The organism is Streptomyces sp. NPDC007088 (assembly GCF_042869355.1).
Taxonomy (GTDB): Bacteria; Actinomycetota; Actinomycetes; order Streptomycetales; family Streptomycetaceae; genus Streptomyces.
This window is the reverse complement of sequence record NZ_JBIAFO010000015.1, coordinates 144,312-168,744: the sequence shown is the minus strand read 5'-3', so window position 1 is coordinate 168,744 and position 24,433 is coordinate 144,312. Positions and strand designations below refer to the sequence as shown.

At 72.6% G+C, this 24,433-nt stretch carries 19 protein-coding genes and 2 pseudogenes; 12 read left to right on the top strand and 9 right to left on the bottom strand.

From position 1 onward, the window contains the following. Positions 1 to 252 precede the first annotated feature (252 nt). The 3 genes and pseudogenes from bioB to bioD all read left to right on the top strand — a co-directional run. A pseudogene (gene bioB, locus ACFYMP_RS23365) lies at positions 253 to 1,257 on the top strand (biotin synthase BioB); the annotation flags it as partial. A 232-nt stretch (positions 1,258 to 1,489) separates the two neighbouring features. Continuing rightward, positions 1,490 to 2,794: an adenosylmethionine--8-amino-7-oxononanoate transaminase gene (locus ACFYMP_RS23360; RefSeq protein WP_388860913.1), complete on the top strand. Its 1,305-nt coding sequence runs from the start codon at positions 1,490 to 1,492 to the stop codon at positions 2,792 to 2,794. 1 nt (position 2,795) lies between these two features. Continuing rightward, positions 2,796 to 3,506: a dethiobiotin synthase gene (gene bioD, locus ACFYMP_RS23355; RefSeq protein ID WP_388860910.1), complete on the top strand. Its 711-nt coding sequence runs from the start codon at positions 2,796 to 2,798 to the stop codon at positions 3,504 to 3,506. Between the two features lie 244 nt (positions 3,507 to 3,750). Here the strand turns inward: bioD and ACFYMP_RS23350 are convergent, their stop codons facing one another. After that, entirely contained in the window at positions 3,751 to 3,942 is a 192-nt protein-coding gene (locus tag ACFYMP_RS23350; RefSeq protein WP_388860907.1) for a CsbD family protein, read from the bottom strand. Between the two features lie 239 nt (positions 3,943 to 4,181). On the opposite strand from ACFYMP_RS23350, the gene ACFYMP_RS23345 reads away from it, so the two are divergent. Next, positions 4,182 to 4,835, top strand: coding sequence for a GntR family transcriptional regulator (locus tag ACFYMP_RS23345; RefSeq protein WP_388860904.1), 654 nt, complete (start codon positions 4,182 to 4,184; stop codon positions 4,833 to 4,835). Further along, entirely contained in the window at positions 4,832 to 6,160 is a 1,329-nt protein-coding gene (locus ACFYMP_RS23340; RefSeq protein ID WP_388860901.1) for a nitrate/nitrite transporter, read from the top strand. Before ACFYMP_RS23345 ends, ACFYMP_RS23340 begins: the two co-directional genes overlap by 4 nt. A gap of 93 nt (positions 6,161 to 6,253) precedes the next feature. Here the strand turns inward: ACFYMP_RS23340 and ACFYMP_RS23335 are convergent, their stop codons facing one another. Then, positions 6,254 to 7,078, bottom strand: a complete 825-nt coding sequence (locus ACFYMP_RS23335; protein WP_388860898.1) for a maleylpyruvate isomerase family mycothiol-dependent enzyme — start codon at positions 7,076 to 7,078, stop codon at positions 6,254 to 6,256. 328 nt (positions 7,079 to 7,406) lie between these two features. On the opposite strand from ACFYMP_RS23335, the gene ACFYMP_RS23330 reads away from it, so the two are divergent. Then, entirely contained in the window at positions 7,407 to 7,793 is a 387-nt protein-coding gene (locus ACFYMP_RS23330; protein ID WP_388860895.1) for a VOC family protein, read from the top strand. 44 nt (positions 7,794 to 7,837) lie between these two features. Here the strand turns inward: ACFYMP_RS23330 and ACFYMP_RS23325 are convergent, their stop codons facing one another. Next, positions 7,838 to 8,332, bottom strand: coding sequence for an LURP-one-related/scramblase family protein (locus ACFYMP_RS23325; RefSeq protein WP_388860892.1), 495 nt, complete (start codon positions 8,330 to 8,332; stop codon positions 7,838 to 7,840). A gap of 152 nt (positions 8,333 to 8,484) precedes the next feature. Between ACFYMP_RS23325 and ACFYMP_RS23320 the strand changes: the two genes are divergently transcribed. Next, positions 8,485 to 10,353 (top strand): NHL domain-containing thioredoxin family protein, encoded by a 1,869-nt coding sequence (locus ACFYMP_RS23320; RefSeq protein WP_388860889.1) that lies wholly within the window; start codon positions 8,485 to 8,487, stop codon positions 10,351 to 10,353. A 142-nt stretch (positions 10,354 to 10,495) separates the two neighbouring features. On the opposite strand, the gene ACFYMP_RS23315 is transcribed toward ACFYMP_RS23320, so the two are convergent. The 3 genes from ACFYMP_RS23315 to ACFYMP_RS23305 form a co-directional block, all read right to left on the bottom strand. Beyond that, on the bottom strand, positions 10,496 to 10,747 hold the full coding sequence (locus tag ACFYMP_RS23315) for a DUF6458 family protein (protein ID WP_388860886.1): 252 nt from the start codon (positions 10,745 to 10,747) through the stop codon (positions 10,496 to 10,498). Positions 10,748 to 10,824: 77 nt separating this feature from the next. Next, complete coding sequence (locus ACFYMP_RS23310) at positions 10,825 to 12,120, bottom strand: M18 family aminopeptidase (protein WP_388860883.1); 1,296 nt, start codon at positions 12,118 to 12,120, stop codon at positions 10,825 to 10,827. A 250-nt stretch (positions 12,121 to 12,370) separates the two neighbouring features. After that, the gene (locus tag ACFYMP_RS23305) at positions 12,371 to 14,197 is read right to left on the bottom strand and encodes an acyl-CoA dehydrogenase (protein WP_388860880.1); all 1,827 of its coding nucleotides are present in this window, start codon (positions 14,195 to 14,197) and stop codon (positions 12,371 to 12,373) included. A 218-nt stretch (positions 14,198 to 14,415) separates the two neighbouring features. Between ACFYMP_RS23305 and ACFYMP_RS23300 the strand changes: the two genes are divergently transcribed. Continuing rightward, positions 14,416 to 14,880, top strand: coding sequence for an SseB family protein (locus ACFYMP_RS23300; RefSeq protein ID WP_388860878.1), 465 nt, complete (start codon positions 14,416 to 14,418; stop codon positions 14,878 to 14,880). A 75-nt stretch (positions 14,881 to 14,955) separates the two neighbouring features. Here the strand turns inward: ACFYMP_RS23300 and ACFYMP_RS23295 are convergent, their stop codons facing one another. Beyond that, complete coding sequence (locus ACFYMP_RS23295) at positions 14,956 to 15,354, bottom strand: VOC family protein (RefSeq protein ID WP_388860875.1); 399 nt, start codon at positions 15,352 to 15,354, stop codon at positions 14,956 to 14,958. Positions 15,355 to 15,481: 127 nt separating this feature from the next. Between ACFYMP_RS23295 and ACFYMP_RS23290 the strand changes: the two genes are divergently transcribed. Next, positions 15,482 to 16,438, top strand: a complete 957-nt coding sequence (locus ACFYMP_RS23290; protein WP_388860872.1) for a pirin family protein — start codon at positions 15,482 to 15,484, stop codon at positions 16,436 to 16,438. 361 nt (positions 16,439 to 16,799) lie between these two features. Next, the gene (locus ACFYMP_RS23285; protein WP_388860869.1) at positions 16,800 to 17,936 is read left to right on the top strand and encodes an AI-2E family transporter; all 1,137 of its coding nucleotides are present in this window, start codon (positions 16,800 to 16,802) and stop codon (positions 17,934 to 17,936) included. Between the two features lie 194 nt (positions 17,937 to 18,130). Here ACFYMP_RS23285 and ACFYMP_RS23280 read toward each other — a convergent pair. Continuing rightward, positions 18,131 to 20,704 (bottom strand): annotated as a pseudogene (locus ACFYMP_RS23280) (SpoIIE family protein phosphatase); the annotation flags it as partial. A 231-nt stretch (positions 20,705 to 20,935) separates the two neighbouring features. Here ACFYMP_RS23280 and aspS point away from each other — a divergent pair. Beyond that, positions 20,936 to 22,699, top strand: coding sequence for an aspartate--tRNA ligase (gene aspS / locus ACFYMP_RS23275; RefSeq protein ID WP_388860866.1), 1,764 nt, complete (start codon positions 20,936 to 20,938; stop codon positions 22,697 to 22,699). 129 nt (positions 22,700 to 22,828) lie between these two features. Here aspS and ACFYMP_RS23270 read toward each other — a convergent pair whose 3' ends face one another. Continuing rightward, a complete protein-coding gene (locus tag ACFYMP_RS23270) occupies positions 22,829 to 23,749 on the bottom strand; it encodes an oxaloacetate decarboxylase (protein WP_388860957.1) in 921 nt (306 codons plus the stop codon). A gap of 261 nt (positions 23,750 to 24,010) precedes the next feature. Here ACFYMP_RS23270 and ACFYMP_RS23265 point away from each other — a divergent pair, with 261 nt between their 5' ends. Continuing rightward, positions 24,011 to 24,238: a hypothetical protein gene (locus ACFYMP_RS23265; protein WP_388860863.1), complete on the top strand. Its 228-nt coding sequence runs from the start codon at positions 24,011 to 24,013 to the stop codon at positions 24,236 to 24,238. The last annotated feature ends 195 nt before the right edge of the window (positions 24,239 to 24,433 follow it).

Sequence of the window (24,433 nt, the reverse complement as noted above, 5' to 3'; positions counted from 1 at the left end):
TGGCGGGCGCGCGACGACAGCTGCGGCACCTCGCCGCGTTGCCGAAACGCCCGAATCGCTCCGCGATGAGGGCGCTCCGGTGCCTTGCGACGCACCACATCTGACGCCGCGCGCTGATCCACCGGGGATTACGGGGCAGCCCTTAGCCGCGCCCGCACGCGGACATGGTGTGGCAATGCGCATACCCTGCACGCACTCTGTTGTCCGGTTCCTCCGTGGCCAGGAGTGGCGGCGTACGCCAGGATCGTCGGCATGGACCTCCTGAACACGCTGGTGGGCAAGGGGCTGCGGCGCGAGCTGCCGACCCGTGAGGAAGCGCTCGCCGTGCTGGCCACGTCGGACGACGATCTGCTCGAAGTGGTGGCGGCGGCCGGCAGGGTGCGCCGTCAGTGGTTCGGGAGGCGGGTGAAGCTGAACTACCTCGTCAACCTCAAGTCCGGTCTGTGCCCCGAGGACTGCTCCTACTGCTCGCAGCGGCTGGGGTCGACGGCCGACATCCTGAAGTACACCTGGCTGAAGCCCGACGAGGCGTCGAGGGCGGCGGCCGCCGGGGTGGCGGGCGGGGCCAAGCGGGTCTGCCTGGTGGCGAGCGGGCGCGGGCCGAGCGACCGCGACGTCGACCGGGTCTCGCGGACCATCGAGGCGATCAAGGAGCAGAACGAGGGTGTCGAGGTGTGCGCCTGCCTCGGGCTGCTCCGCGGCGGCCAGGCCGAACGGCTCCGGTCGGCGGGCGCGGACGCCTACAACCACAACCTCAACACGTCCGAGGCCACTTACGGCCACATCACCACCACCCACACGTACGCGGACCGGGTGGAGACCGTGCACCAGGCGCGGACGGCGGGGCTCTCGGCGTGCTCCGGGCTGATCGCGGGCATGGGCGAGAGCGACGCCGATCTGGTCGACGTGGTCTTCTCGCTGCGCGACCTGGACCCGGACTCGGTGCCGGTCAACTTCCTCATCCCGTTCGAGGGGACGCCGCTCGCCAAGGAGTGGAACCTCACGCCGCAGCGCTGCCTGCGGATTCTGGCGATGGTCCGGTTCGTCTGCCCGGACGTGGAGGTGCGGCTGGCCGGCGGGCGGGAGGTCCATCTGCGCTCGATGCAGCCGCTCGCCCTGCATCTGGTCAACTCGATCTTCCTGGGCGACTACCTGACGAGTGAGGGACAGGCGGGGCAGGCCGACCTCGACATGATCGCGGACGCCGGTTTCGAGGTGGAGGGCGCGGGCACGCCGACGCTCCCCGCGCACCGGGCGGGCGCTCAGGACGCTCCGGACGCTCCGGCCGGTCCCGTTGTTCCGGACGCTCCGGCCGGTCCCGTTGCTCCCGACGCTTCGGCGGATGCGCGCGGTGCCTGCGGCTCGCCGGTCCGGGACGCCGGTGGCCCGGCCGCCACGGACGCTCCGGAGGGGGCGGCCGGGGCGCCGGGCCCCCGGACGGATCTGGTGGCGGTGCGCCGCCGCGGCGCGGGGACGGACCTCGCCCCCAATGCCTGAGCCGCTCTCCCCGGCAGAGCTGCTGGCCCTGGACCGGTCGCACGTCTGGCATCCGTACGGCCCCATGCCGGGCCGGCCGGAGCCGCTCCTCGTGGAGTCCGCCTCCGGGGTACGGCTCCGGCTCGCCGAACCGGCGCATGGACATCGCGAGTTGGTGGACGGCATGTCGTCCTGGTGGTCGGCGGTGCACGGCTACAACCACCCGGTGCTGAACGAGGCGGCGCGCGGTCAGCTCGACCGGATGAGCCATGTGATGTTCGGCGGGCTCACCCACGAGCCCGCCGTGCGCCTGGCGTCCCTGCTGGTCGGGATCACCCCGGAGCCGCTGCGCCACGTCTTCCTGGCCGACTCGGGTTCGGTGTCGGTCGAGGTCGCGGTGAAGATGTGCCTCCAGTACTGGCGTTCGGCCGGGCGGCCGGGCAAGCGACGGCTGATGACCTGGCGCGGCGGCTACCACGGGGACACCTGGCAGCCGATGTCGGTGTGCGATCCCGAGGGCGGGATGCACGAGCTGTGGTCGGGCGCCCTGCCCCGGCAGGTCTTCGCGGACGAGCCGCCCGCCGGTTTCGACGCGGAGCCGGACCCCCGTTACGTGGCCCACCTGTGGGATCTGGTCGAGCGGCACGCCGACGAGCTGGCCGCCGTGATCGTGGAGCCGGTGGTGCAGGGCGCGGGCGGGATGCGGTTCCACTCCCCGGCCCTTCTGCGGGTGCTGCGTGAGGCGTGCGACGCGCACGACGTGCTGCTGGTGTTCGACGAGATCGCCACCGGTTTCGGGCGTACGGGGGAGCTGTTCGCCGCCGGCCACGCCGGGGTCAGCCCCGATGTGATGTGCGTCGGCAAGGCGCTGACCGGCGGGTACCTGACGATGGCGGCGACCCTGTGCACCGGGCGGGTGGCCGGAGGGATCTCCCGGGGCGAGGTGCCGGTGCTGGCGCACGGGCCGACGTTCATGGGCAATCCGCTCGCCGCCGCGGTGGCGTGCGCCTCGATCGGCCTGCTGCTCGGCCAGGACTGGCGTCAGGAGGTCACGCGGATCGGCGCGGGGCTGCGCGCGGGCCTGGCGGCGGCCGCCGGAGAACCCGGGGTGCGGGACGTACGGGTGCTCGGGGCGATCGGCGTCGTCCAGCTCGACCACGAGGTGGACATGGCGGCGGCGACCCGGGCGGCGGTGCGCGAGGGCGTGTGGCTGCGGCCGTTCCGCGACCTCGTGTACACGATGCCGCCGTACGTGACCGGGGACGACGACGTGGAACGGATCTGCCGCGCGGTGCGCGCGGCGGCGCGGGAGGGCTGAGATGACGGTTCGGGTGGTGACCGGTACCGGTACGGAGATCGGCAAGACGGTGGTGACGGCGGCCGTCGCGGCGGCCACCACGGGCCGCCGGGTGGCGGTGCTCAAACCGGCGCAGACGGGGCTGGAGCCGGGCGAGCCCGGAGACGCGGCGGAGGTGGCCCGGCTGGCGGGCGGTCAGGTGACGGCCGTCGAACTGGCCCGCTACCCGGAGCCCCTGGCCCCTGCCACGGCCGCCCGGCGCGCGGGTCTGCCGCCGGTGCGCCCGTACGAGATCGCGGAGGCGGCGGGGAAGCTCGCGGCCGACCACGATCTGGTGCTCGTCGAGGGCGCGGGCGGACTGCTCGTACGGTTCGACGACGACGGCGCGACCCTCGCGGACGCCGCCCGGCTGCTGGCCGCGCCGGTCCTGGTGGTGGCGCCCGCGGGGCTCGGCACGCTGAACTCGACGGCGCTGACCTCGGAAGCCCTGGCCGCCCGGGGGCTGGCGTGCCTCGGTGTCGTGGTGGGCAGCATGCCCGCCGAGCCGGATCTCGCGGCGCGCTGCAACCTCGTCGATCTCCCGGTCGCGGCGGGTGCGCCCCTGCTGGGCGCGGTGCCCGCCGGGGCCGGGTCGCTCGCGCCCGCGGACTTCCGCGCGCGGGCCGGGGACTGGCTGGCGCCGGAGCTGGGCGGGCGATGGGCCGCCGGCCGGGCGGCTGGGACCGGAGGCTGAAAACGGGACGGCCGACGGTCCGCGCTCTGGGCGCAGGCCGTCGGCCGTCGTGAGCGGATGCGCGCCGGGACCCGAGGGGGGCGAGGTCCCGGCGGCACCCCGTCTGTGGGGGCACCCCGTCCGTGGGGTGGATGGCGCCGCGGTCACCGCCGGGCGCCGTCCGTGGCCGCCGTCCGAAGACGTGGCCGCCGCCGTCCGTGGCCGGCCTCTCGAAGGCGTATGCCGCCGACGGTGCCGTCCGTGGTCAGCGCTTGAAGGCGTCCTTCGCCTTCTCCTTCGACTGCTTCACGTCGCCCTTGGCGCGCTCGGCGCTGCCCTCGGCCTCCATGCGCTCGTTGCCGACCGCGCGGCCGACCGTCTCCTTGGTCGCGCCCTTGATCTGGTCGGCCTTGGCCGACGTCTTCTTCTCGGCGCCGTTCGTGTGCTTCGCGGTCATGGTCGCGCTCCTTCACTTCTCGCTCGTACCCCGGAGACCGTTGCCTCTGGGCTCCCGGAGGCGGTGCTTCCGGGGTCTCGCTGTGAGCCGTTTCCTTGACGACGATCGAGTGCCCGGACCCGTCGGCCTCACACGTCCCGTCCGCGAGAAAATCCGCCGCCCGGTGATCCCGGTCACTCACGGCGTCCGCCGTCGCCGTATCGGCCCGCCCGCCGGTCTGTTGTATCTATGCTGTACGCATGTCTGCCGCCGCTCTCAAGCAGCCCCCCGCTGCCGACCGTGTCTACCACCACGTCAAAGAACGCGTCCTGGACCGCACCTACGCCGGCGGGACGCTGCTGACCGAGGGAGAACTGGCCGAGGCCACGGGGGTGTCACGCACCCCGGTGCGCGAGGCGCTGCTGCGGCTGGAGGTCGAGGGGCTGCTGAAGCTGTATCCCAAGAAGGGCGTCATGGTGCTGCCGGTCTCCGCGCAGGAGATCGAGGACGTGGTGGAGACCCGGCTCCTCGTCGAACAGCACGCGGCCCGCCGTGCGGTGCCCGTCTCCCCGGCCCTGCTGGCCCGGCTGGAGGAGCTGATCGAGCAGCACCAGCGGCAGGCGGACGCGGGCGACTTCGGCGCGGCGGCGGCCAGCGACCGCTGCTTCCACGCCGAGATCGTGCGCAGCCTGGGCAACGAGATCCTGTCCCGCATCTACGACCAACTGCGCGACCGGCAACTGCGGATGGGCGTCGCCGTCATGTACTCCCATCCGGACCGCACCGCGAAGAGCATCGCCGAACACCGCGAGATCCTCGCCGCGCTGCGCGAGGGCGACGCGGAGCGCGCCGTCGCCGCCGTCGACCGGCACGTCGGCTGGTTCCACACCCTGGCCCGCGGGGAGGTGCGATGAGCTCCGCCGCCTCCTCCCCGTCCGCCGCCGCGCCTTCGCTGCCGGGGGACCCGCCGGGCGGCCGGCGCGCCGTGTTCGTGTGGGGCGTGGGTGTCTCCGTCTACTTCGTGGCGATCATCTTCCGCACCTCGCTCGGTGTGGCCGGACTCGACGCCGCCGACCGCTTCCACGTCAACGCCTCCGCGCTCTCCACCTTCTCCATCCTCCAGTTGCTCGTGTACGCGGGGATGCAGATACCCGTCGGCCTCATGGTCGACCGCCTCGGCACCAAGAAGGTGCTGACCCTGGGCGCCGTGCTGTTCACCCTCGGCCAGCTCGGCTTCGCCTTCTCCCCGTCGTACGGCACGGCGCTGCTCTCGCGCGCGCTGCTCGGCTGCGGGGACGCGATGACCTTCATCAGCGTGCTGCGGCTGGGCACCCGCTGGTTCCCGGCGCGGCGCGGCCCCTTCGTCGGCCAGATGGCCGGGCTCGTCGGCATGGCGGGCAACCTCGTCTCGACGCTCGTGATCGCCCGGCTGCTGCACGGCGTCGGCTGGACCGCGGCCTTCGCGGGCAGCGCCCTGGCCGGGGTGTTCGTCCTCGTCGTGATGCTCGTGTTCCTGAAGGACCACCCCGAGGGCCACGAGCCCCCGCCGCTGCCGGCCTCGCACCGGGGTGTCGCCTACGTGCGCGGGCAGATCGCCGAGACCTGGCGGGAACCGGGCAGCCGGCTCGGGATGTGGGTGCACTTCACGACGCAGTTCCCCGCGATGGTCTTCCTGCTGCTGTGGGGCATGCCCTTCCTCGTCGAGGCGCAGGGGCTCTCGCGCGGCACCGCCGGGGAGATCATGACGCTCGTCGTGCTCTCCAACATCGCGGTCGGGCTGGTCTACGGGCAGGTCATCGCCCGTCACCACGCGGCCCGTGTCCCGCTCGTGCTGGGCACCGTCCTGGTCACCGCGCTGATGTGGGGCCTGACGCTGTCCTGGCCCGGCGCGCACACGCCGATGCCGGTGCTGCTCGCCCTCGCCGTCGTCCTGGGCGCCTGCGGGCCCGCCTCCATGGTGGGCTTCGACTTCGCGCGGCCCGCCAACCCGCCCGCGCGGCAGGGCACCGCCTCCGGCATCGTCAACATGGGCGGCTTCACCGCCTCCATGACGGCGCTGTTCGCGGTCGGCGTCCTGCTCGACCTGACCGGCGACAACTACCGCGTCGCCTTCTGCGTGATCTTCGTGCTCCAGGCGCTCGGCGTCTCCCAGATCCTGCGCCTGCGCGCCCGCACCGTCCGCCGCGAACGCGAACGGCACGTCGCCAGCCATGTGAAGACGGTGCACGTGCCGGTGTGACGGTGCGACGGGGACGGCGCACGTGCCGTGCGCCGGGGAGGGGGTACGGGGCCGGGACGGGTACGGGGCCGTGCGGGGCCCGTACCGCCCGGCTCAGAGGGTGATCGCGAAGTGGGCCACGATGGCCTCGGCGAGATCCAGGTCGCCCTCGGTCTTGACCCGGTCCGCCGCCTGGGCCGCGCTGATCCGCCCGCAGGCCAGCCGGAAGTACGTGTCCCAGTCGGTGCTGATGGTGGCGACCGGGCCGAGCGAGGGCGAGCCGTCCACCGTGCCGCGCCCCTCCGCGTCGGTGCGGACGGTGCGCAGGAACTCCACCGGCCCGCTCACGTCGAAGACCACCGCCGAACCGGCGGGCGCCGAGGCCCGTTTGGCGACGACCTCCGGCAGCCCCTCCAGGAGCACGTCCCGGGCCACGTAGGCGCCGGGCGAGTCGAGGTTGCCGGGCGCGCGCAGCGCCGTACGCAGGTCCTGCTCGTGCACCCACACGTCGAAGGCCCGCTCCCGCATGGCCTCTTCGAGGGTCCACTCGGTGCCGAGCGGTCCGCGCAGCCTCGCCGAGGGCTCCCGGTTCTCGTTCCGCAACTGCCGGTTGCGCCGGATGACCGTGTACTCCAGCTCCGAGGTCATCTCCGGCCCCGTGTGGTGCCGGCGGACGTCGACCTGCATCTCCATGTACCGCTGGTGCTCGGTCTGCACGTGGTAGAGGTCGCGCGGCAGCGTGTGGATGGGGCGCGGATCGCCGAGCAGTTCGCAGTCCAGCCCGATCACATGGGAGACGACGTCGCGCACCGACCAGCTGGGGCAGGGCGTCACCCGGTTCCACTCCGCCTCGACGAGTGGCTGCACCAGCTCTGATATCGCTTCCACGGAGTCAGTCCAGGCATCGGCATAGGTCTGAAGGCTGGGATGGAGGCTCACGGGACCCCTCGTGCGGTCGGTACGTCGCGGCGGGCTGCCACGCTCGGACATCAGGACGGCTGGAACGGTCAGGGCGGCCGGTCGCACGGCGTCGGTCGGCGCGGAACGTGCTCCGGGGGCCGGGGAATCCCCGGAAGAGCACAGTACGCCGCCGGGTGTCGCCCTGGCAGTGCTTTCGAATGACGATGGTAGGCCCGAGTTGACGTCCTGAAAGCCAGGACGGTGGTACTGTGCGCGCCCACCGGCCGCCCCGCCTCTCGTGTCCGCGCCGTGAAGTGCGCGTCGGAGCGGGCCACTTCCCCGTCCGGTGCCTCTACTCTCGGTTGGCATGGTGCAGGTACTGAGCAGCAGGATTCTGCTGCGCCCCACGGACCCGGAACGTTCACGAGCCTTCTACGGCGAGACGCTGGGCCTCGCCGTCTACCGGGAGTTCGGCACAGGGCCCGAGCGCGGCACGGTGTACTTCCTCGGCGGCGGCTTCCTGGAGGTCTCCGGCCGCTCGGAGGAGGCCCCGTCCCCCGCGCTCGGGCTGTGGCTCCAGGTCCCCGACGCGGCGGCCGCCCACGAGGAGCTGCGCCGGGCCGGGGCCGAGATCCTGCGGGAGCCGAGGAAGGAGCCCTGGGGGCTCGTCGAGATGTGGGTCGCCGACCCGGACGGCGTGCGGATCGGGGTGATCGAGGTCCCGGAGGACCACCCGCTGCGGTACCGGCCGTGAGGTGCCGCGCCCGGTCCCGTCCACGCGACCGGCCAGCCGGCCGGTCAGTCCCCCTCCCGTTCCTTCTCCGCGAGGGTGATCACGCAGACGGCCACCGCGATGACGAGTGAGGGGTCCATGTCCTCACGGACGACGTCCACGCCGTAGGTGTCGCGGACGGTGAGCCAGCGGCGGGAGATCTGCGCCAGCAACTCCCCGTCGTAGTCGATCGCGAACTCGCGGTCGAGGATCTTGCCGCTCACGTCCAGCTCGGTCCCGTCGACGAGGCCGACCCGGTAGTGGTTGCGCAGCAGGGAGAGGCGCTTGCGCTTGACCCGGGCCAGTGGCTCGCCGTCCCGCTCGATGAGCATGGTGTCCCGCAGGCTCAGCATCTTCTCGCGGATGTCGACGAGGACGCGGCCCTGCGGGTCCTTCAACTCGAAGGTCTGGCGCAGCCGCATCGCCTTCCCGTCCACGAGGAAGACCTTGCGGCCCGTCTCGTCCTCGATCCAGTAGTCGTCACCGATGGCGAACATCCGCTCACGCACGAGGAATCTCATGGAAGGACTCGTACCCGGTTTCACGTGAAACGTCCGGCTCCCGGCCGCCTTTGTTTCACGCGGGACAACGCTCCGTGGTCGTGATGTTTCACGTGAAACAACGGGGCCGCTCGGTCGGGGCCGGCCCCCGCCGAAGTGGCACCCTTGATCCCATGAACGACGCAGCTCCCGTGAACGACGCGGGCCCCGTGAACGACGTGGCGCCCGCGCCCCGCAGCCGTGCCCGTGTCCGCGCCCCCGAACTCGTCGGCAAGGGCGGCTGGCTCAACACCGGCGACACCTCGTACACCCTGGCCGATCTGCGGGGACGCATCGTCGTCCTCGACTTCTGGACTTTCTGCTGCATCAACTGCCTGCACGTCCTGGACGAGCTGCGGGAGCTGGAGGAGCGGCACCGGGACACCCTCGTCATCATCGGCGTGCACTCCCCGAAGTTCGTCCACGAGGCGGAGCACGGGGCGGTCGTGGACGCCGTCGAGCGGTACGGAGTCGAGCACCCGGTGCTGGACGATCCCGAGCTGGCCACGTGGAAGCAGTACGCGGTCCGGGCCTGGCCCACGCTCGTCGTGATCGACCCCGAGGGCTATGTCGTCGCCCAGCACGCGGGCGAGGGCCACGCGCACGCCATCGAGGCCCTGGTGGAGGAGCTGGAGGCGGAGCACGAGGCCAAGGGGACGCTGCGGCGCGGGGACGGGCCCTATGTCGCCCCCGAGCCCGTCGCCACGGATCTGCGCTTCCCCGGCAAGGCGCTCCGGCTGCCCTCCGGCTCCTTCCTCGTCAGCGACACGACCCGGCACGCCCTGGTCGAGCTGGCGGCGGACGGCGAGAGCGTCCTACGGCGCGTCGGCAGCGGGGAACGGGGCCTCGTGGACGGCGGGCAGGCCCAGGCGCGCTTCAACGAGCCGCAGGGCCTCGCACTGCTGCCGGACGGTTCCGTGGTCGTGGCCGACACCGTGAACCACGCGCTGCGCCGCTTCGATCCGCGCAGCGGGGAGGTCACGACGCTCGCCGGGACCGGTGCGCAGTGGTGGCAGGGTCAGCCGGTCTCCGGGCCCGCCCGTGAGGTGGCGCTGTCCTCCCCGTGGGACGTGGCCGTGTTCGAGGGCCGGGTGTGGATCGCCATGGCCGGTGTCCACCAGCTGTGGACCTACGACCCGGCGTCGGGGACCGTGGCGGTCGCGGCGGGTACGACGAACGAGGGCCTGGTCGACGGGCCCGCCGCCGAGGCGTGGTTCGCGCAGCCCTCGGGGCTCGCCGTGAGCGCGGACGGGGAGCGGCTGTGGATCGCGGACGCCGAGACGAGCGCGGTGCGCTGGATCGACCGCGAGGGGACCGTGCGCACGGCGGTCGGCACCGGGCTGTTCGACTTCGGGCACCGGGACGGGGACGCCGGGCAGGCGCTGTTCCAGCACCCACTGGGGGTCACGGCGCTGCCCGACGGCTCGGTCGCCGTCTCGGACACGTACAACCACGCGCTGCGCCGTTTCGACCCGGAGAGCGGTCAGGTGACGACGCTCGCGACGGATCTGCGGGAGCCGAGCGCCGCCGTCGTGGACGGGGACGAGGTCGTGGTCGTCGAGTCGGCGCGGCACCGGCTGACGCGGCTGAGGCTGCCGGAGGAGGCGGTACGCGTCGAGTCCGTCGCACACCGCACGCGTCGCGCGGCGACCGAGGTCGCTCCGGGGAAGCTCCGGCTGGACGTGGTCTTCGAGGCGCCCGCCGGGCAGAAGCTCGACACGCGCTACGGCCCGTCGACCCGGCTGCTGGTGTCGGCGACGCCGCCGGAGCTGCTCGTGGCGGGGGAGGGCGCGGGCACGGATCTGGCGCGGGTCGTGGAGCTGGACCCGACCGTGCCCGAGGGCGTGCTGCACGTGTCGGCCATGGCGGCGTCCTGCGACGACGATCCGGCCAACCCCTACCCGGCCTGCCACGTGCATCAGCAGGACTGGGGGGTCCCGGTGGTTCTCTCGGGCGGTGGGACGGAGCGCCTGGCGCTGGTGCTGGCCGGGCTGGATGCCTGAGGCCGGGGTGCCGGGGGCCGGTTCGCCTGTCCTCAAGCCGCCGGACGGGCTGAACCTGCCGGCCGTCGTGGGCGGGGTGTGCGGGGTGTGCGGGCCGGGCCGGGGGCGTCGGACGCCGGAGTGGCGGTCCGACTCCCCCCGGTCAGTAGCCGCCGTGCTCGCGGCGGATGCGCTCTTCCTCGGTCTCGTACGTCGGCTGGGTGACCATGGGCTGTCCCATGGTCACCATGCGCCGTTTGCGGGCGATGCTCGTGAAGGTCGCCACCCCGATGATGCCGACGACCATGAGGATCACCCCGACGATGTCGAGGTTCACCCCCTGCATGTCCCAGTCCGTCGCGAAGGTGAGAATCGCTCCCGCCGCGATGAGGATGATGCATCCGCCCAGACCCATGATGACGCGCCTCCTGGTAGCCGTCCGTAGCGCTCGGGTACCCGGCGGACGCCCCGTCACACAAGGGCTCGGCGCGCTCAGCCCTCCAGGAAGGCGACCAGCGTGTTCGCGAGCATGTGGGGGTCGTCCACCCCGCACAGCTCCCGGGCGCTGTGCATCGAGAGGATCGCCACGCCGATGTCGACGGTGTGGATTCCGTGCCGGGCGGCGGTGATCGGGCCGATCGTCGTGCCGCAGGGCATCGAGTTGTTGGAGACGAAGGACTGGAAGGGCACCCCGGCCCGCTCGGCCGCCGCCGCGAACGCCGCGCGGCCCGCGCCGTCGGTCGCGTACCGGTTGTTCACGTTGACCTTGAGGATGGGGCCGCCGTTGACGCGCGGGTGGTGCGTCGGGTCGTGCCGTTCCGCGTAGTTGGGGTGCACGGCGTGGCCGGTGTCGGAGGACAGGCACACCGAGCCGGCCAGCGCGCGGGCCCGGTCCTCGAAGGAGCCGCCCCGGGCGTACACCGAGCGCTCCAGGACGGTGCCGAGCAGCGGCCCGTCGGCGCCGGTGTCGGACTGCGAGCCGGTCTCCTCGTGGTCGAAGGCGGCGAGGACGGGGATGTACGACAGGTGCGCGCCCCGCGCGGCGGCGATCAGCGCGGCCGTCGCGGAGTGCACCGACAGCAGGTTGTCCATACGGGGACCGGCCAGCAGCTCGCGGTCCTCGCCGAGGTAGGCCGGGGGCTCGACGGGGTGGGCCAGCAGGTCCCAGCCGGTGACCGACCCCTCGTCGAGGCCCGCCTCCCGCTCGGCGAAGCGGATCAGGTCCCCGTCGTGCACCTCGCCGAGGCCCCACACGGGCTGCAGGTGGCGCTGCTTGTCGAGCTTGAGGGCGTCGTTCGCGGAGCGGTCGAGGTGGATCGCGAGCTGCGGTACGCGCAGCAGGGGCCGGTCCACGCTCAGCAGCCGGGTCGAGCCGTCGCGCAGGCTCAGCCGGCCCGAGAGCCCGAGATCGCGGTCGAGCCACGAGTTCAGCAGCGCGCCGCCGTAGATCTCCACGGCTACCTGCCGCCAGCCCTGCGCGGAGAAGTCCGGTTGCGGTTTGACCCGCAGGCCCGGCGAGTCGGTGTGCGCCCCGACGACGCGGAAGGGGGTGTGCGCCTCGGCGCCCTCCGGAACGAACCACGCGATGAGGGCGCCCCCGCGCAGCACGTACTTGCCACCGCCGCTCGCGTCCCAGGCGTCCGTCTCGGCGACCTGCTGGAAACCCGCCTCCCGGAGGCGGCGGGCGGCCTGGTCCACGGCGTGGTACGGCGTGGGGGAGGCCGCGAGGAAGGACATCAGGTCGTCGGTGTGGCCGCGGTCGAAGCGGGCTGCGGTGCTGGTGGTCATGGCGGCCAGCCTAGCGAGGGCCTTTTCCGGCCGCCCTTCCCCGGTCGGGCCCCCAGAGCGCGGAGCGCGGGCACGCCGGAGGGCGGCACCCACGATCACGGGGTGCCGCCCTCCGGCGTACCGGTCCGGCGCGCTCGTACGGCCGGCGAGCCGGCCCGCCACGCCGACGGGCCCGGAGGCCCGAAGGCCCGAAGGCCCGAAGGCCCGAAGGGACCGTGCGGGTCAGACCATGCGGGTCAGACCGCGCGGGTCAGAACGCCTCCTCCGGGAGGTCCATCACCGAGAGGTCGACGTTCTCGGCGGCGACGCGCTCGACACCGACGCCCGGCAGGATGGTGGCGGCGAAGTACTTCGCGGCGGCGATCTTGCCCTCGTAGAACGCCTTGTCCCTGGTGGAGGCGCTCGGCAGCTTCTCGGCGGCGACGGCCGCGCCGCGCAGCAGCAGGTAGCCGACGACGACGTCCCCGGAGGCCAGCAGCAGGCGCGTGGTGTTCAGGCCGACCTTGTAGATCGCGCGGGCGTCCTCCTGGGTCGCGGCCAGGTCGGTCAGCATGGTGCCGACGATGGCCTCCAGGTCCACGGCGGCCTTCGCGAGCTGCTCGCGGGCGGCGGCCAGCTCCTCGCCACCGCTGCCCACGGCGATGAACTTCTTGATCTGCTCGGCGACCGAGTTCAGGGCCGCGCCCTGGTTGCGGACGATCTTGCGGAAGAAGAAGTCCTGGCCCTGGATGGCCGTCGTGCCCTCGTAGAGGGTGTCGATCTTGGCGTCCCGGATGTACTGCTCGATCGGGTACTCCTGGAGGTACCCGGAGCCGCCGAAGGTCTGGAGCGACTGGGCGAGCTGCTCGTAGGACTTCTCCGAGCCGTAGCCCTTCACGATGGGCAGCAGGAGGTCGTTGAGCGCGTGCGCCTCGCTCGCGTCCTCGCCGGCCGCCTCCTTCGCGGCGATCTCGTCCTGCACGACGGCGGTGTGCAGCACGAGGGCGCGCATGCCCTCGGCGTACGCCTTCTGCGTCATGAGCGAGCGGCGCACGTCGGGGTGGTGGGTGATGGTGACCTTCGGGGCGGTCTTGTCCATGAAGTTCGCGAGGTCCGGGCCCTGCACGCGCTCCTTGGCGTACTCCAGCGCGTTGAGGTAGCCGGTGGACAGCGTCGCGATGGCCTTCGTGCCGACCATCATGCGGGCGAACTCGATGATGCGGAACATCTGGCGGATGCCGTCGTGCTTGTCGCCGATCAGCCAGCCCTTGGCGGGGTGCTGGTCGCCGAAGGTCATCTCGCAGGTGTTGGACGCCTTGAGGCCCATCTTGTGCTCGACGTTGGTCGCGTACACGCCGTTGCGCTCGCCGAGCTCACCGGTCTCGCGGTCGAACTCGTACTTCGGGACGAGGAACAGCGACAGGCCCTTGGTGCCGGGCTTGCCGCCCTCGGGGCGCGCCAGGACGTAGTGGAGGATGTTCTCCGACATGTCGTGCTCACCCGAGGTGATGAACCGCTTCACCCCGGTGATGTGCCAGGAGCCGTCCTCCTGCTCGACGGCCTTGGTGCGGCCGGCGCCCACGTCCGAGCCGGCGTCCGGCTCGGTGAGGACCATGGTGGAGCCCCACTGCTTCTCGACGGCGATGGCGGCGGCCTTCTTCTGCCACTCGTTGCCCTCCTCGAAGAGGATGCCGGCGAAGGCGGGGCCGGAGGAGTACATCCAGACCGCCGGGTTGGCGCCGAGGATCAGCTCCGCGTACGCCCAGATCAGGGAGCGCGGGGCGGTCGTGCCGCCGATCTCCTCGGGCAGGCCCAGGCGCCAGTACTCGGACTCCATGAAGGCCGCGTAGGACTTCTTGAAGGTGTCGGGCACCGGCGCGGTGTTGGTCGCCGGGTCGAAGACCGGCGGGTTGCGGTCCGCGTCGGCGAAGGACTCGGCCAGCTCGTTCTCCGAGAGCCGGTTCAGCTCGCTCAGGATCGACTTCGCGGTGTCGACGTCCATCTCCGCGAAGGGCCCGCTGCCGTAGACCTTGTCCCGGCCCAGCACCTCGAAGAGGTTGAACTCGATGTCGCGGAGATTCGACTTGTAGTGCCCCATGGCGACGGCTCCCTTACGCGGAATCGGGGAGGCTGCCCTCCACCCACACGTTGATGTACCAGCTGGTAGTCCCGATGATGCTACCCGTCAGTAATAAGACGCAACCCCTGGCGGCCCGAAGGTGGTGAGGAAGCCGTCACCCGGGGCCGCTGAGGCCCCTGTGCCGCAGGTGGCCGGACCCCGTACGCGCGCGCCCGCCGCTCGGTACTCTTGCCCCCATGTACGGCTACGACCAGAACGCGGGCGGCCAGCAGCAGTACGCCCCGCCGCCGCCGCACGGCCAGGGCGGGTACGCGCAGCAGCCTCCGCTGTACCCGGAGCCCTCGCCGCCCTCGCTGGCCGACGCCGTGCGCGCCTTCACCACCGGCCAGCAGACCGCCGAGGACTTCCAGCAGGTCTTCGCGGGCTCCAAGGTGTACTGCCCGCGCGGGGACAACCCGGGTTTCCTCGCGCTGCACAACACCCAGCAGCCGGTCATCCCGATGTTCACCTCGCTCAAGGAGCTGCGCCGGTACGCCGGGAAGGACTCCAAGTACTTCGTGATCACCGGGGCCGAGGTGCTCGACCTGCTGCCCACCGGGTACGGCTTCGTGATCGACATGGAGGGCGAGCACCGCATCGTCTTCGACGCGAAGGCCGTCGAGGAGATGGTCGACTTCGCGATGCGGCGGATGTACGGCTGAGCCGTACGGGCACCGCCCCGGCCGCCGCGCGGCCCTCGCCCGCGGCCTGTGGGGCGTCCCGGGCCCGACGGCGCCCTACGCCTTTGGCGTGAACACGCAGAACTCGTTGCCCTCCGGGTCCGCCAGGACGTGCCAGGTCACGCCGTTCTCCGGGTCCGGCGCGCTCAGCCGCGTCGCGCCCAGGTCCAGCAGCGCCGCCACGTCCCCGTACACGTCCAGGTGCAGGCGGTTCTTCAGCGTCTTGGGCTCGGGGACGGGATTCAGCCAGATCAGCGGGCCTTCGCCCGCCGGGTCCGTGATCGGTACGGGCCAGTGCCTGGGGCGCCGGGGCGTCTCCTGTGCCGGCTCCCACGGGCCGCGTACGTAGCCGAGCGCCGCGCACCACCAGTCCGCGAGCCCCTGGTGGTCGAGCGCGTCCAGGGCCAGGTCCTTGAAGCGGGCGGGGGCGGTCTCCGTTCCGGGTTCCTTCGTCATGCCCGCAGTGAACCAGCGGGGTGGCGGGTGGCGGGCGGAATCGGGGAATGTCCGGCCGCCGCCCGTGGTTCGGTCTGGCAGAAAGTTCGAGATTCAACTAAACTCGGACTCACGAGGAGGTCCCGACATGCCCGCAGTGACCGTAGAGAACCCGCTGACCCTGCCCCGGGTGGTGGCGCCCGCCGAGGCGGCCCCGCGCCCCGTGCTCGCCGTGACGACCGCGCCCACCGGCTTCGAGGGCGAGGGCTTCCCGGTGCGCCGCGCCTTCGCCGGGATCAACTACCGCTACCTCGACCCGTTCATCATGATGGACCAGATGGGGGAGGTGGAGTACGGCGTCGGAGAGGCGAAGGGGACGCCCTGGCACCCCCACCGCGGCTTCGAGACCGTGACCTACATCATCGACGGCACCTTCGACCACTCCGACTCCCACGGCGGTGGCGGCACCATCACCAACGGCGACACGCAGTGGATGACGGCGGGCTCCGGCCTGCTGCACATCGAGGCGCCGCCGGAGTCCCTCGTCATGTCGGGCGGTGTCTTCCACGGCCTCCAGCTGTGGGTCAACCTCCCCGCCAGGGACAAGATGAAGGACCCCGCCTACCAGGACATCCGCGGTGGCCAGGTCCAGCTCCTCACGACGCACGACGGCGGCGCCCTGCTGCGCGTCATCGCCGGGGAACTCGACGGACACCAGGGGCCCGGCGCGACCCACACGCCGATCACGATGATCCACGCGACCATCCGGCCGGGCGCCGAGGCGACCCTCCCGTGGCGCCCGGACTTCAACGGCCTCGTCTACGTCCTCGCCGGTCACGGCACCGTCGGCACCGACCGCCGCCCCGTGCGCACCGGGCAGACCGCCGTCTTCGGCGACGGCTCCACGCTGACCGTGCGCGCCGACGAGAAGCAGGACAGCCACACCCCGGACCTGGAGGTCGTCCTCCTCGGCGGAGCGCCGATCCGCGAACCGATGGCCCACTACGGCCCCTTCGTCATGAACACACAGGCCGAACTCCAGCAGGCGTTCGAGGACTTCAAGGCCGGACGGCTCGGCAGCGTCCCCGCCGTGCACGGCATGTGAGCCGCGTCCACCGTGCCGGGCCGACGACCGGGTACGGTGGTTCGCAGGCGGGTACACGTATCCGCGGCCACCGAGCCGCGCCGGACGCGTTCCGCCCCCCTCAGCCGGAAGGCCGGGTGTTCCTCTCCCCCGTGGACACCCGGCCTTCCTCCTTTTCTTCCGGAGGCCCCGTTCCGCCTCCGGGGTGCCTGCCGGGGGTGTGGAGTGGCCGGTGGCCCACCCGCCGGGGGGTGCGCACCACGAGAGAGCCGGGTGGGCGAGTGCGCCGTGCGGCCCAACCCGTCGGCCACCGTCCGGTGGCCCTGCTCCCCGTCCGGCCTGTCGGGGCGGGAGCGGGCCGGGGGCGTGGTCGGCTGGGGGGATGCCCAAGCCCTTCGTCGCTCTCCTGCCCGAGCCCGCGCGCCGGGTGGCCGCGTGGTGTGTGCTCGCGCTCCTGGTGACCGCTGTCGCCGCCGTCGGGATCTGGCTGTGCGTGGAACTGAAGACGGCGGTCACCCCGATCCTGCTCGCCCTCCTCGGTACCGCCCTGCTGCGCCCCCTCTACCACCTGCTGGTCAGGGCGCACGTGCAGCGTTCCCTGGCCGCCGGGCTGACCTGCGTCGCGGTGGTCGCGGCGGTCGGCGGGGCCGGCTGGATCGTCACCAAGGCCATGATCGACAACGGGGACCAGATCCTGCGCTCGATCCGCAGCGCCGTCGACGACGTCGCCTCCTGGGCCGGCGCCGAGGACGCCTCGCTCGACGACATCGCCTCCAACGCCCGTGACCTGCTCGGCAAGTTCGGCGGTTCGGCCGCCTCCGGGGTACTCAACGGACTCAGCGTCCTCGGGCAGTTCGTGGCGGCGGCGGTACTCGCGCTGCTGCTCATGTTCTTCTTCCTGCGCGACGCGGACCGGGCCCTGCGCACCATCCGCTCGCTGTCCCCGGGAGACACCCCGGACTTCATGGAGGCCATCACCCGGCGCGGCTTCCAGGCCGTCGAGGGCTTCATGCACGGCACCACGATCATCGCCCTCATCGACGCGACCTTCATCACGGTGGGCCTGCTGGTCCTCGGGGTGCCCGGCGCGGTGGGGCTCGGCGCGCTGGTGTTCCTCGGGGCGTACATCCCCTACCTCGGGGCCTTCCTCTCCGGCGCGGTCGCGGTGCTCGTCGCGCTCGCCGACCGGGGCTTCGTCATCGCGCTGTGGGCCCTCGGCGTCGTGCTCGCCGTCCAGGTGCTCGAAGGCCATCTGCTCCAGCCGCTGATCCAGAGCCGCACCGTCCAGATGCACCCGGCCGTCGTCATGGTCACCATCACGGCGGGGGCCTCGCTCGCCGGCATCCTCGGCATGCTGCTCGCCGTCCCGCTGACCGCCGCCGCCTTCGGTGTCTTCCGCGAGGTCCGCGAACGGTACGGGAGCGGGGGCGCGGACGCGGGGAGCGCGGGCGGGAACGGGGACGCGGGCGGGAACGGGGGCGCGGGCGGCCGGGAGGGGAGCGGCGCCGGCCGGGTGTGAGGGGCGGAGCGCGCTCCTCAGCGCCTGCCCGGGGCCTCCCCGGTCCGCTCCCCGGGAGCCCCGCCCCGGGCGGGCGCCGTGCCGTCCGGTCCCGGCAGGTCGTCGAGACCGGGCAGGTCGTCCAGGTCGGGCAGGTCGTCGAGGTCGGGGACGGGGCCCACGGCCTCGGCGCCCGCGCCGCCCCCGGCGGGTCCCTTCTCCCCCTCGGGCCGCTCGCGCAGTTCGAACCAGATGGACTTGCCCTCGCCCCGGGGCTCCACGCCCCAGGCGTCGGCGAGCAGTTCCATGAGGACCAGCCCGCGCCCCGAGGACGCCAGTTCGCCGGGGTGGCGGCGGTGCGGGAGGTTGTCGTCGCTGTCGGTCACGTCGACCCGCATCCGGCGGGAGCCGGGCGGACCGTTCACCGAGGCGACGAGCAGGGCGTCCCCGTCGGTGTGCACGAGCACATTGGTGATCATCTCGGACACCAGCAGGGCCGCCGAGTCGACCTGATCGCGCTCCGGCCAGTCGTGCAGCAGCTCCCGCAGTTGCTGCCGGGCCCCGGCCACCCGCTCCGGTTCGGCCTGGGCGATGGTCAGGATCACGCGCCTGCCCTGCGGGTGCCGCAGCCGGGTCGAGGAGCCGATGAGCGCGCGGCGCAGCAGTACGACGGCGATGTCGTCCTCGTGCAGGGCGCGCAGCGGGCCGACCGCGTCGGCGGCGGCGGGCCCGTGCACGGCGTCCACGAGTTCGTCGGCGAGCGCCTCGATGTCGTCGTCGGGGTGCTGTTCCACGGCGTGCCGCAGCCGCTCCCAGCCGGTGTCCAGGTCGTGGCCGCCGGTCTCGATGAGCCCGTCGGTGCACAGGATCATCGTCTCGCCGGGCTCCAGCACGAGCCGGGTCGTGGGGTAGTCGGCGTCCGGGTCGATGCCGAGCGGCAGCCCGCCCCCGACGGGGCGGCGCAGGAAGGTCCCGTCGCTCATCCGGATCGCCGGTTCGGGGTGACCGGCGCGGGCGATGTCCAGGACCCCGCTGGAGGGGTCCACCTCGACGTACAGGCAGGTCGCGAAGCGCGGGTCGTCGTCGGCCTCGTCGGCCGCGCCCGCGGCGGTGCCGTAGAGCCGGGTCGAGGGCTGCTCCTCCTGGCCGGTGGGGGCGGCGGCGGTCGATCCGTACGTCGTGCGGTCGGTGATCCCGGCCAGGAAGCGGGTCGCGCGCGCGAGTACGGCGTCGGGCCGGTGGCCCTCGGAGGCGTAGGCGCGTACGGCGATCCGCAGCTGGCCCATGAGCCCGGCGGCCCGTACGTCGTGGCCCTGGACGTCGCCGATGACCAGGGCGATCCGGCCCGAGGGCAGCGGGATCATGTCGTACCAGTCGCCGCCGACCTGGAGCCCGCCGCCGGTCGGCACGTACCGCGCGGCCAGGGTCATCCCGGGGATCTTCGGGCCGAGCGTCGGCAGCATGGAGCGCTGGAGGCCCTCGGTCAGCTCGCGTTCCGACTCGGCGACCCCGGCGCGCGCGAGCGCCTGCGCGAGCATCCGCGCGACGGTGGTGAGTACGGAGCGCTCGTCGGGGGTGAAGGACACCGGGTAGGTGAACGCGGCGAGCCAGACGCCCATCGTGCGGCCGGCGACGGTCAGCGGCAGGAAGGCCCAGGAGTGGCGGTGGAAGTCGGCCACGACCGGCCAGACGGTCGGGTAGCGGTCGCGGTACTCGTCCGGGGAGGACAGGTAGATCGCGCGTCCCGTCCGGATGACCTCGGCGGCCGGGTAGTCGGTGTTCAGGGAGATGTCGGAGAAGGGGACGGCGGCGTCCCTGCGGTGCCCGTGGTGGCCGACGATCGTGAGGTGGTCGCCCTCGACCCCGAACACGGCCAGCCCGTCGGGGGAGAACCCGGGCATGGACAGCCCGGCGGCCACCCGCAGCACCTCGGTGGTGGACCTGGCCTCGGCCAGCGCCCGGCCCGCGTCCAGCAGGAACGCCTCCCGGGAGCGGCGCCAGTCGCCGGTCAGCGGGGTGCGCGCGGCGGTGTCGGGGGAGGGCTCGGTGACTTCCTGGAGGGTGCCCACGAGGACGAACCCGTAGCGGTCCACCAGCCGGGCGCTCGACGGCCCGGGGGCCTCGGTGTCGACGCCGACGACGGTGCGCGCGGCGTTCAGCGCCCGCTCGTCCGGGGCGCCTTCGGGGGGCTCGGGGGCCTGCGGGGCGTCCCCGGCGGGGCGTTGGGCGGCGCCTGCGGCGGGGTCTTCCGGGGCGTCCTGGGCGGTGCCGTCCGAGGGGGCGCCGGCGGCGCCTCCCGCGGCCGGGCCGGCGGCGTCCTTCGCGGCCGCTTCGGCGGGTGCGGAATTCCCGGTGGTAACGGGCGCCCCGGTGTTGACGGAGTCCGCTGCGCCCGCCTCGTCCGCACCCCTGTTCTCGCGGGCGGCGCGCTGCTCGGGGGTCTCGACGGGCCGGGAGCGGGTGCGTACGACGCGGACGACGTGGCCCTTGTCGTCCATGATCCGCATGCGGGCCTCGCCCACGGTGCCCTCGGCGGCGGCCAGGGTGATGATGCCCTGGACCTCGTTCCAGTCCGAGGGGTGGAAACAGGCCCGGACCCGGGACTCGGGCACGGTCGCCGCCTTCTCGGGCAGCCCGAGCAGCCGGGCCGCCTCGCGGTCCAGCGCCATCGTTCCCCGGCGGCTGTCCCAGCGCCACACCCCGGTGCCGACGGCGGCCAGTACCTCAGCGGCCGCCGGAACGCCGGACCACGCGCCGCGTTCCTCGTAGGTCACGTCCTCGGTGCCCATTGCCCCACTTCAAGAAGTATTCCCGCTGTGCTGCCACCGAGCGTAGCGGCCTGTCACGGGCGCCGCCGCCCGCCGCCCGGCTCCCGGACGGGCCGGGGCCCCTCCGCTATCCGCGAGAGGGGCCGGGGCCCCGGGCGGTAACCTGGGGGCTCCAGACATCCGGCGCCCCGCAAGGCCCCCGTCCTCGGACCGGGTCCCGGGCCCACACTCTCGCAAAGACTTGGATGAACGATGCATCGGTACAGGTCCCACACCTGCGGCGAGCTCCGCGCCTCTGACGTCGGTACCGACGTCCGGCTGAGTGGCTGGCTGCACAATCGCCGAGACCTGGGCGGCATCCTCTTCATCGATCTGCGCGACCACTACGGCATCACGCAGCTCGTGGCCCGTCCGGGCACGGCGGCCTTCGCGGCGCTCGACAAGCTCTCCAAGGAGACGGTGGTCCGCGTCGACGGCAAGGTCGTCTCGCGCGGCGAGGAGAACATCAACCCCGAGCTGCCCACCGGCGCGGTCGAGGTCGAGGCGGGCGAGGTCGAGGTGCTCGGCGAGGCCGGCCCGCTGCCCTTCACGATCAACGCGGAGGACGGGGTCAACGAGGAGCGGCGCCTGGAGTACCGCTTCCTCGACCTGCGCCGCGAGCGCATGCACCGCAACATCATGCTGCGCACCGCGGTCATCGCCGCGATGCGCCAGAAGATGACGGCGCTCGGCTTCAACGAGATGGCGACGCCGATCCTCACCGCGACCTCCCCCGAGGGCGCGCGCGACTTCGTCGTCCCCTCCCGCCTGAACCCGGGCCGCTTCTACGCGCTCCCGCAGGCCCCGCAGCAGTTCAAGCAGCTGCTCATGGTCTCCGGCTTCGACCGCTACTTCCAGATCGCGCCGTGCTTCCGCGACGAGGACGCCCGCGCGGACCGTTCGCCGGGCGAGTTCTACCAGCTCGACGTCGAGATGAGCTTCGTCGAGCAGGAGGACGTGTTCGGGCCCGTCGAGAAGCTCATGACGGAGCTGTTCACCGAGTTCGGCCAGGGCCGCCCGGTGACCTCGCCGTTCCCGCGCATCCCGTTCCGCGAGTCGATGCTGAAGTACGGCAACGACAAGCCGGACCTGCGCGCGAAGCTCGAACTGCACGACATCACCGACGTGTTCGCCGACTCGGGCTTCAAGGCGTTCGCGGGCAAGCACGTGCGGGCGCTGCCGGTGCCGGACACCGCCGGCCAGTCCCGCAAGTTCTTCGACGGCCTCGGCGACTACGCGGTCGAGCAGGGCGCCAAGGGCCTGGCCTGGGTCCGGGTCGGCGAGGACGGCGCGCTCAGCGGCCCGATCGCCAAGTTCCTCACCGAGGACGACGTGAAGGTCCTCACCGACCGCCTGGGCCTGGCCCCCGGGCACGCCGTGTTCTTCGGCGCCGGCGAGTTCGACGAGGTCTCGAAGATCATGTCGGCGGTCCGTGTCGAGGCCGCCAAGCGCGCCGGGCAGTTCGAGGAGGACGTGTTCCGGTTCTGCTGGATCGTGGACTTCCCGATGTTCGAGAAGGACGAGGAGACCGGGAAGATCGACTTCTCGCACAACCCGTTCTCGATGCCGCAGGGCGGTATGGAGGCCCTGGAGAACCAGGACCCGCTGTCCGTCCTGGCCTGGCAGTACGACATCGTGTGCAACGGCATCGAGCTGTCCTCCGGCGCGATCCGCAACCACGAGCCCGAGATCATGCTCCGGGCCTTCGAGATCGCCGGCTACGAGCGCGAGACGGTCGAGCAGGAGTTCGCGGGCATGCTGCGCGCCTTCCGCCTCGGCGCCCCGCCGCACGGCGGTATCGCCCCGGGCGTCGACCGCATCGTGATGCTCCTGGCCGACGAGCCGAACATCCGCGAGACGATCGCCTTCCCGCTCAACGGCAACGCCCAGGACCTCATGATGGGCGCGCCCACCGAGCTGGCGGAGACCCGCCTGCGCGAGCTGAACATCCAGCTCAGGAAGCCGGTCCAGAAGTAGTCCGGGAGGGGTCCCGGAGCACCACCCCCGAAGCGGCCCCGCAGCAGCGGGTCCAGCTAAGCGAGGACGGCGGCCCTCGGCCGGAACGCGATGTTCCGGCCGAGGGCCGCCGCCGTGCGCGCCGTGGGCTCAGGTGGCTGTCGCCGGGTCCGGGGCGGGCTCGCCCCGGACCGCCGGGACGCTGGGGGCCGGGCCCGTTCCCGCGTGGGGCCCGTGGTGGCGGCTGATGTTGCGGGCCAGCAGCTCGGTGGACTCGCGTACGCCGATCTCCGCGCCGCCGTCCGCCGCGGGCAGGCGGCCGTCGGCGGTCCGCAGCTCGGCGAGGGCGGTGTCCATGGCGCGGTGCGCGGCGAAGAGGCAGGGCGTGCTGTAGATGGCCACGTCCACGCCGAGTCCGGTCAGTTCGGTCAGCGAGAGGCGGGGTGACTTGCCGCCCGCGATCTGGTTGAACAGCAGCGGCTTGTCCCCGATGACGTCCCGTACCCGGCGAATCCACTCGACGCTGCGGACCCCGTCGACCAGTACGACGTCGGCGTCGGTCTCGGCGAGGGCCCGCGCGCGGACCAGGATGTCCTCTTCCTCGGTGGCGTCCGTGCGGGCGATGACGAGCAAGTCCTCCCGGCTCTCCAGGACCAGATTCAGCTTGTCGAGGTACTCGGCGAGCGGCAGGACCTGCTTCCCGTCCGCGTGCCCGCAGCGCCGGGGCCGCTTCTGGTCCTCCAGGATCACGCCGGAGGCCCCGATCCGCTCCAGCCGCTGGACGACGTGGCAGGCGACCTCGGGATCGACGTACCCGTCGTCGATGTCCACCAGGAGGTGCTGCCGGGGGAAGGCGCCGCGCAGCCGTGCCACGAAGTCGACCATGTCGGGCCAGGCGATGAACCCGATGTCGGGCAGCCCGTAGTGGGAGGCGGCGAAACCGAAGCCGGAGACGAAGAACCCGTCGTAGTGCCCGGCGGCGACGGACGCGGAGTACATGTCGTAGACGCCGATGAGGGGTGTCGTCCCGGGGGCCGCGATCTCGGCACGCAGAGCGTCCCCGTACCTCAGGTCTGACCTCACGTATGTCCTCCTTGGATGGGGCGGGAGCGCCGCTCGCCGAAGCCGAACGCCCTTGCGGGCAGGGCGAATCGCGACCACGGGACGGGTCGCCGCGAGCGCCGGGGCGCGACTAGGTGTACCAATCCCGGCGTGGCCGCGCGCACCGGAATCACCCGTTCTTCCCCGGGGTCCGGGTCCGGGGTCACTCTTGTGGCGGTAGGGGCGGGCGTGTAGCGCTGCCGCAGCGCCGCATTCCCTACGGTGGAGGGCATGGCTGCCGTGCGGATCCGGGATCTCGACGACGAGGCGTACGCGACACCGCGCCGTCGGGCCGCGGCCACCGGCAGATCCCTCCAGGAGTATCCGCGTGTGGAGGTCGAGGGTCTCGCTCGTCGCCCGACGCTGGACGAGGTCGTCGAAGGAATCCGGTCCCGCGCTGTGAGCGATCTCCCCATGGACGACATCGTCGCTCTCCAGCGGGAGGACAGGGAGCGGTGATCGTCGTGGACGACTCGGTCCTTGTCGCGCTCTTCCCCGACAGGGGACCGATGGGTCAGGCGTGCGCCGACCGCTCGCGGGGCGCGGGGCTGTACGCGCCCGCACTGATCGGCATCGAGGCGCTGGGTGCCGCGCGGGGCCTGGTGCGAGGCGGCAGGATCGGCCGGAGCGAAGCGGGGGAACTCGTGCGCGCGT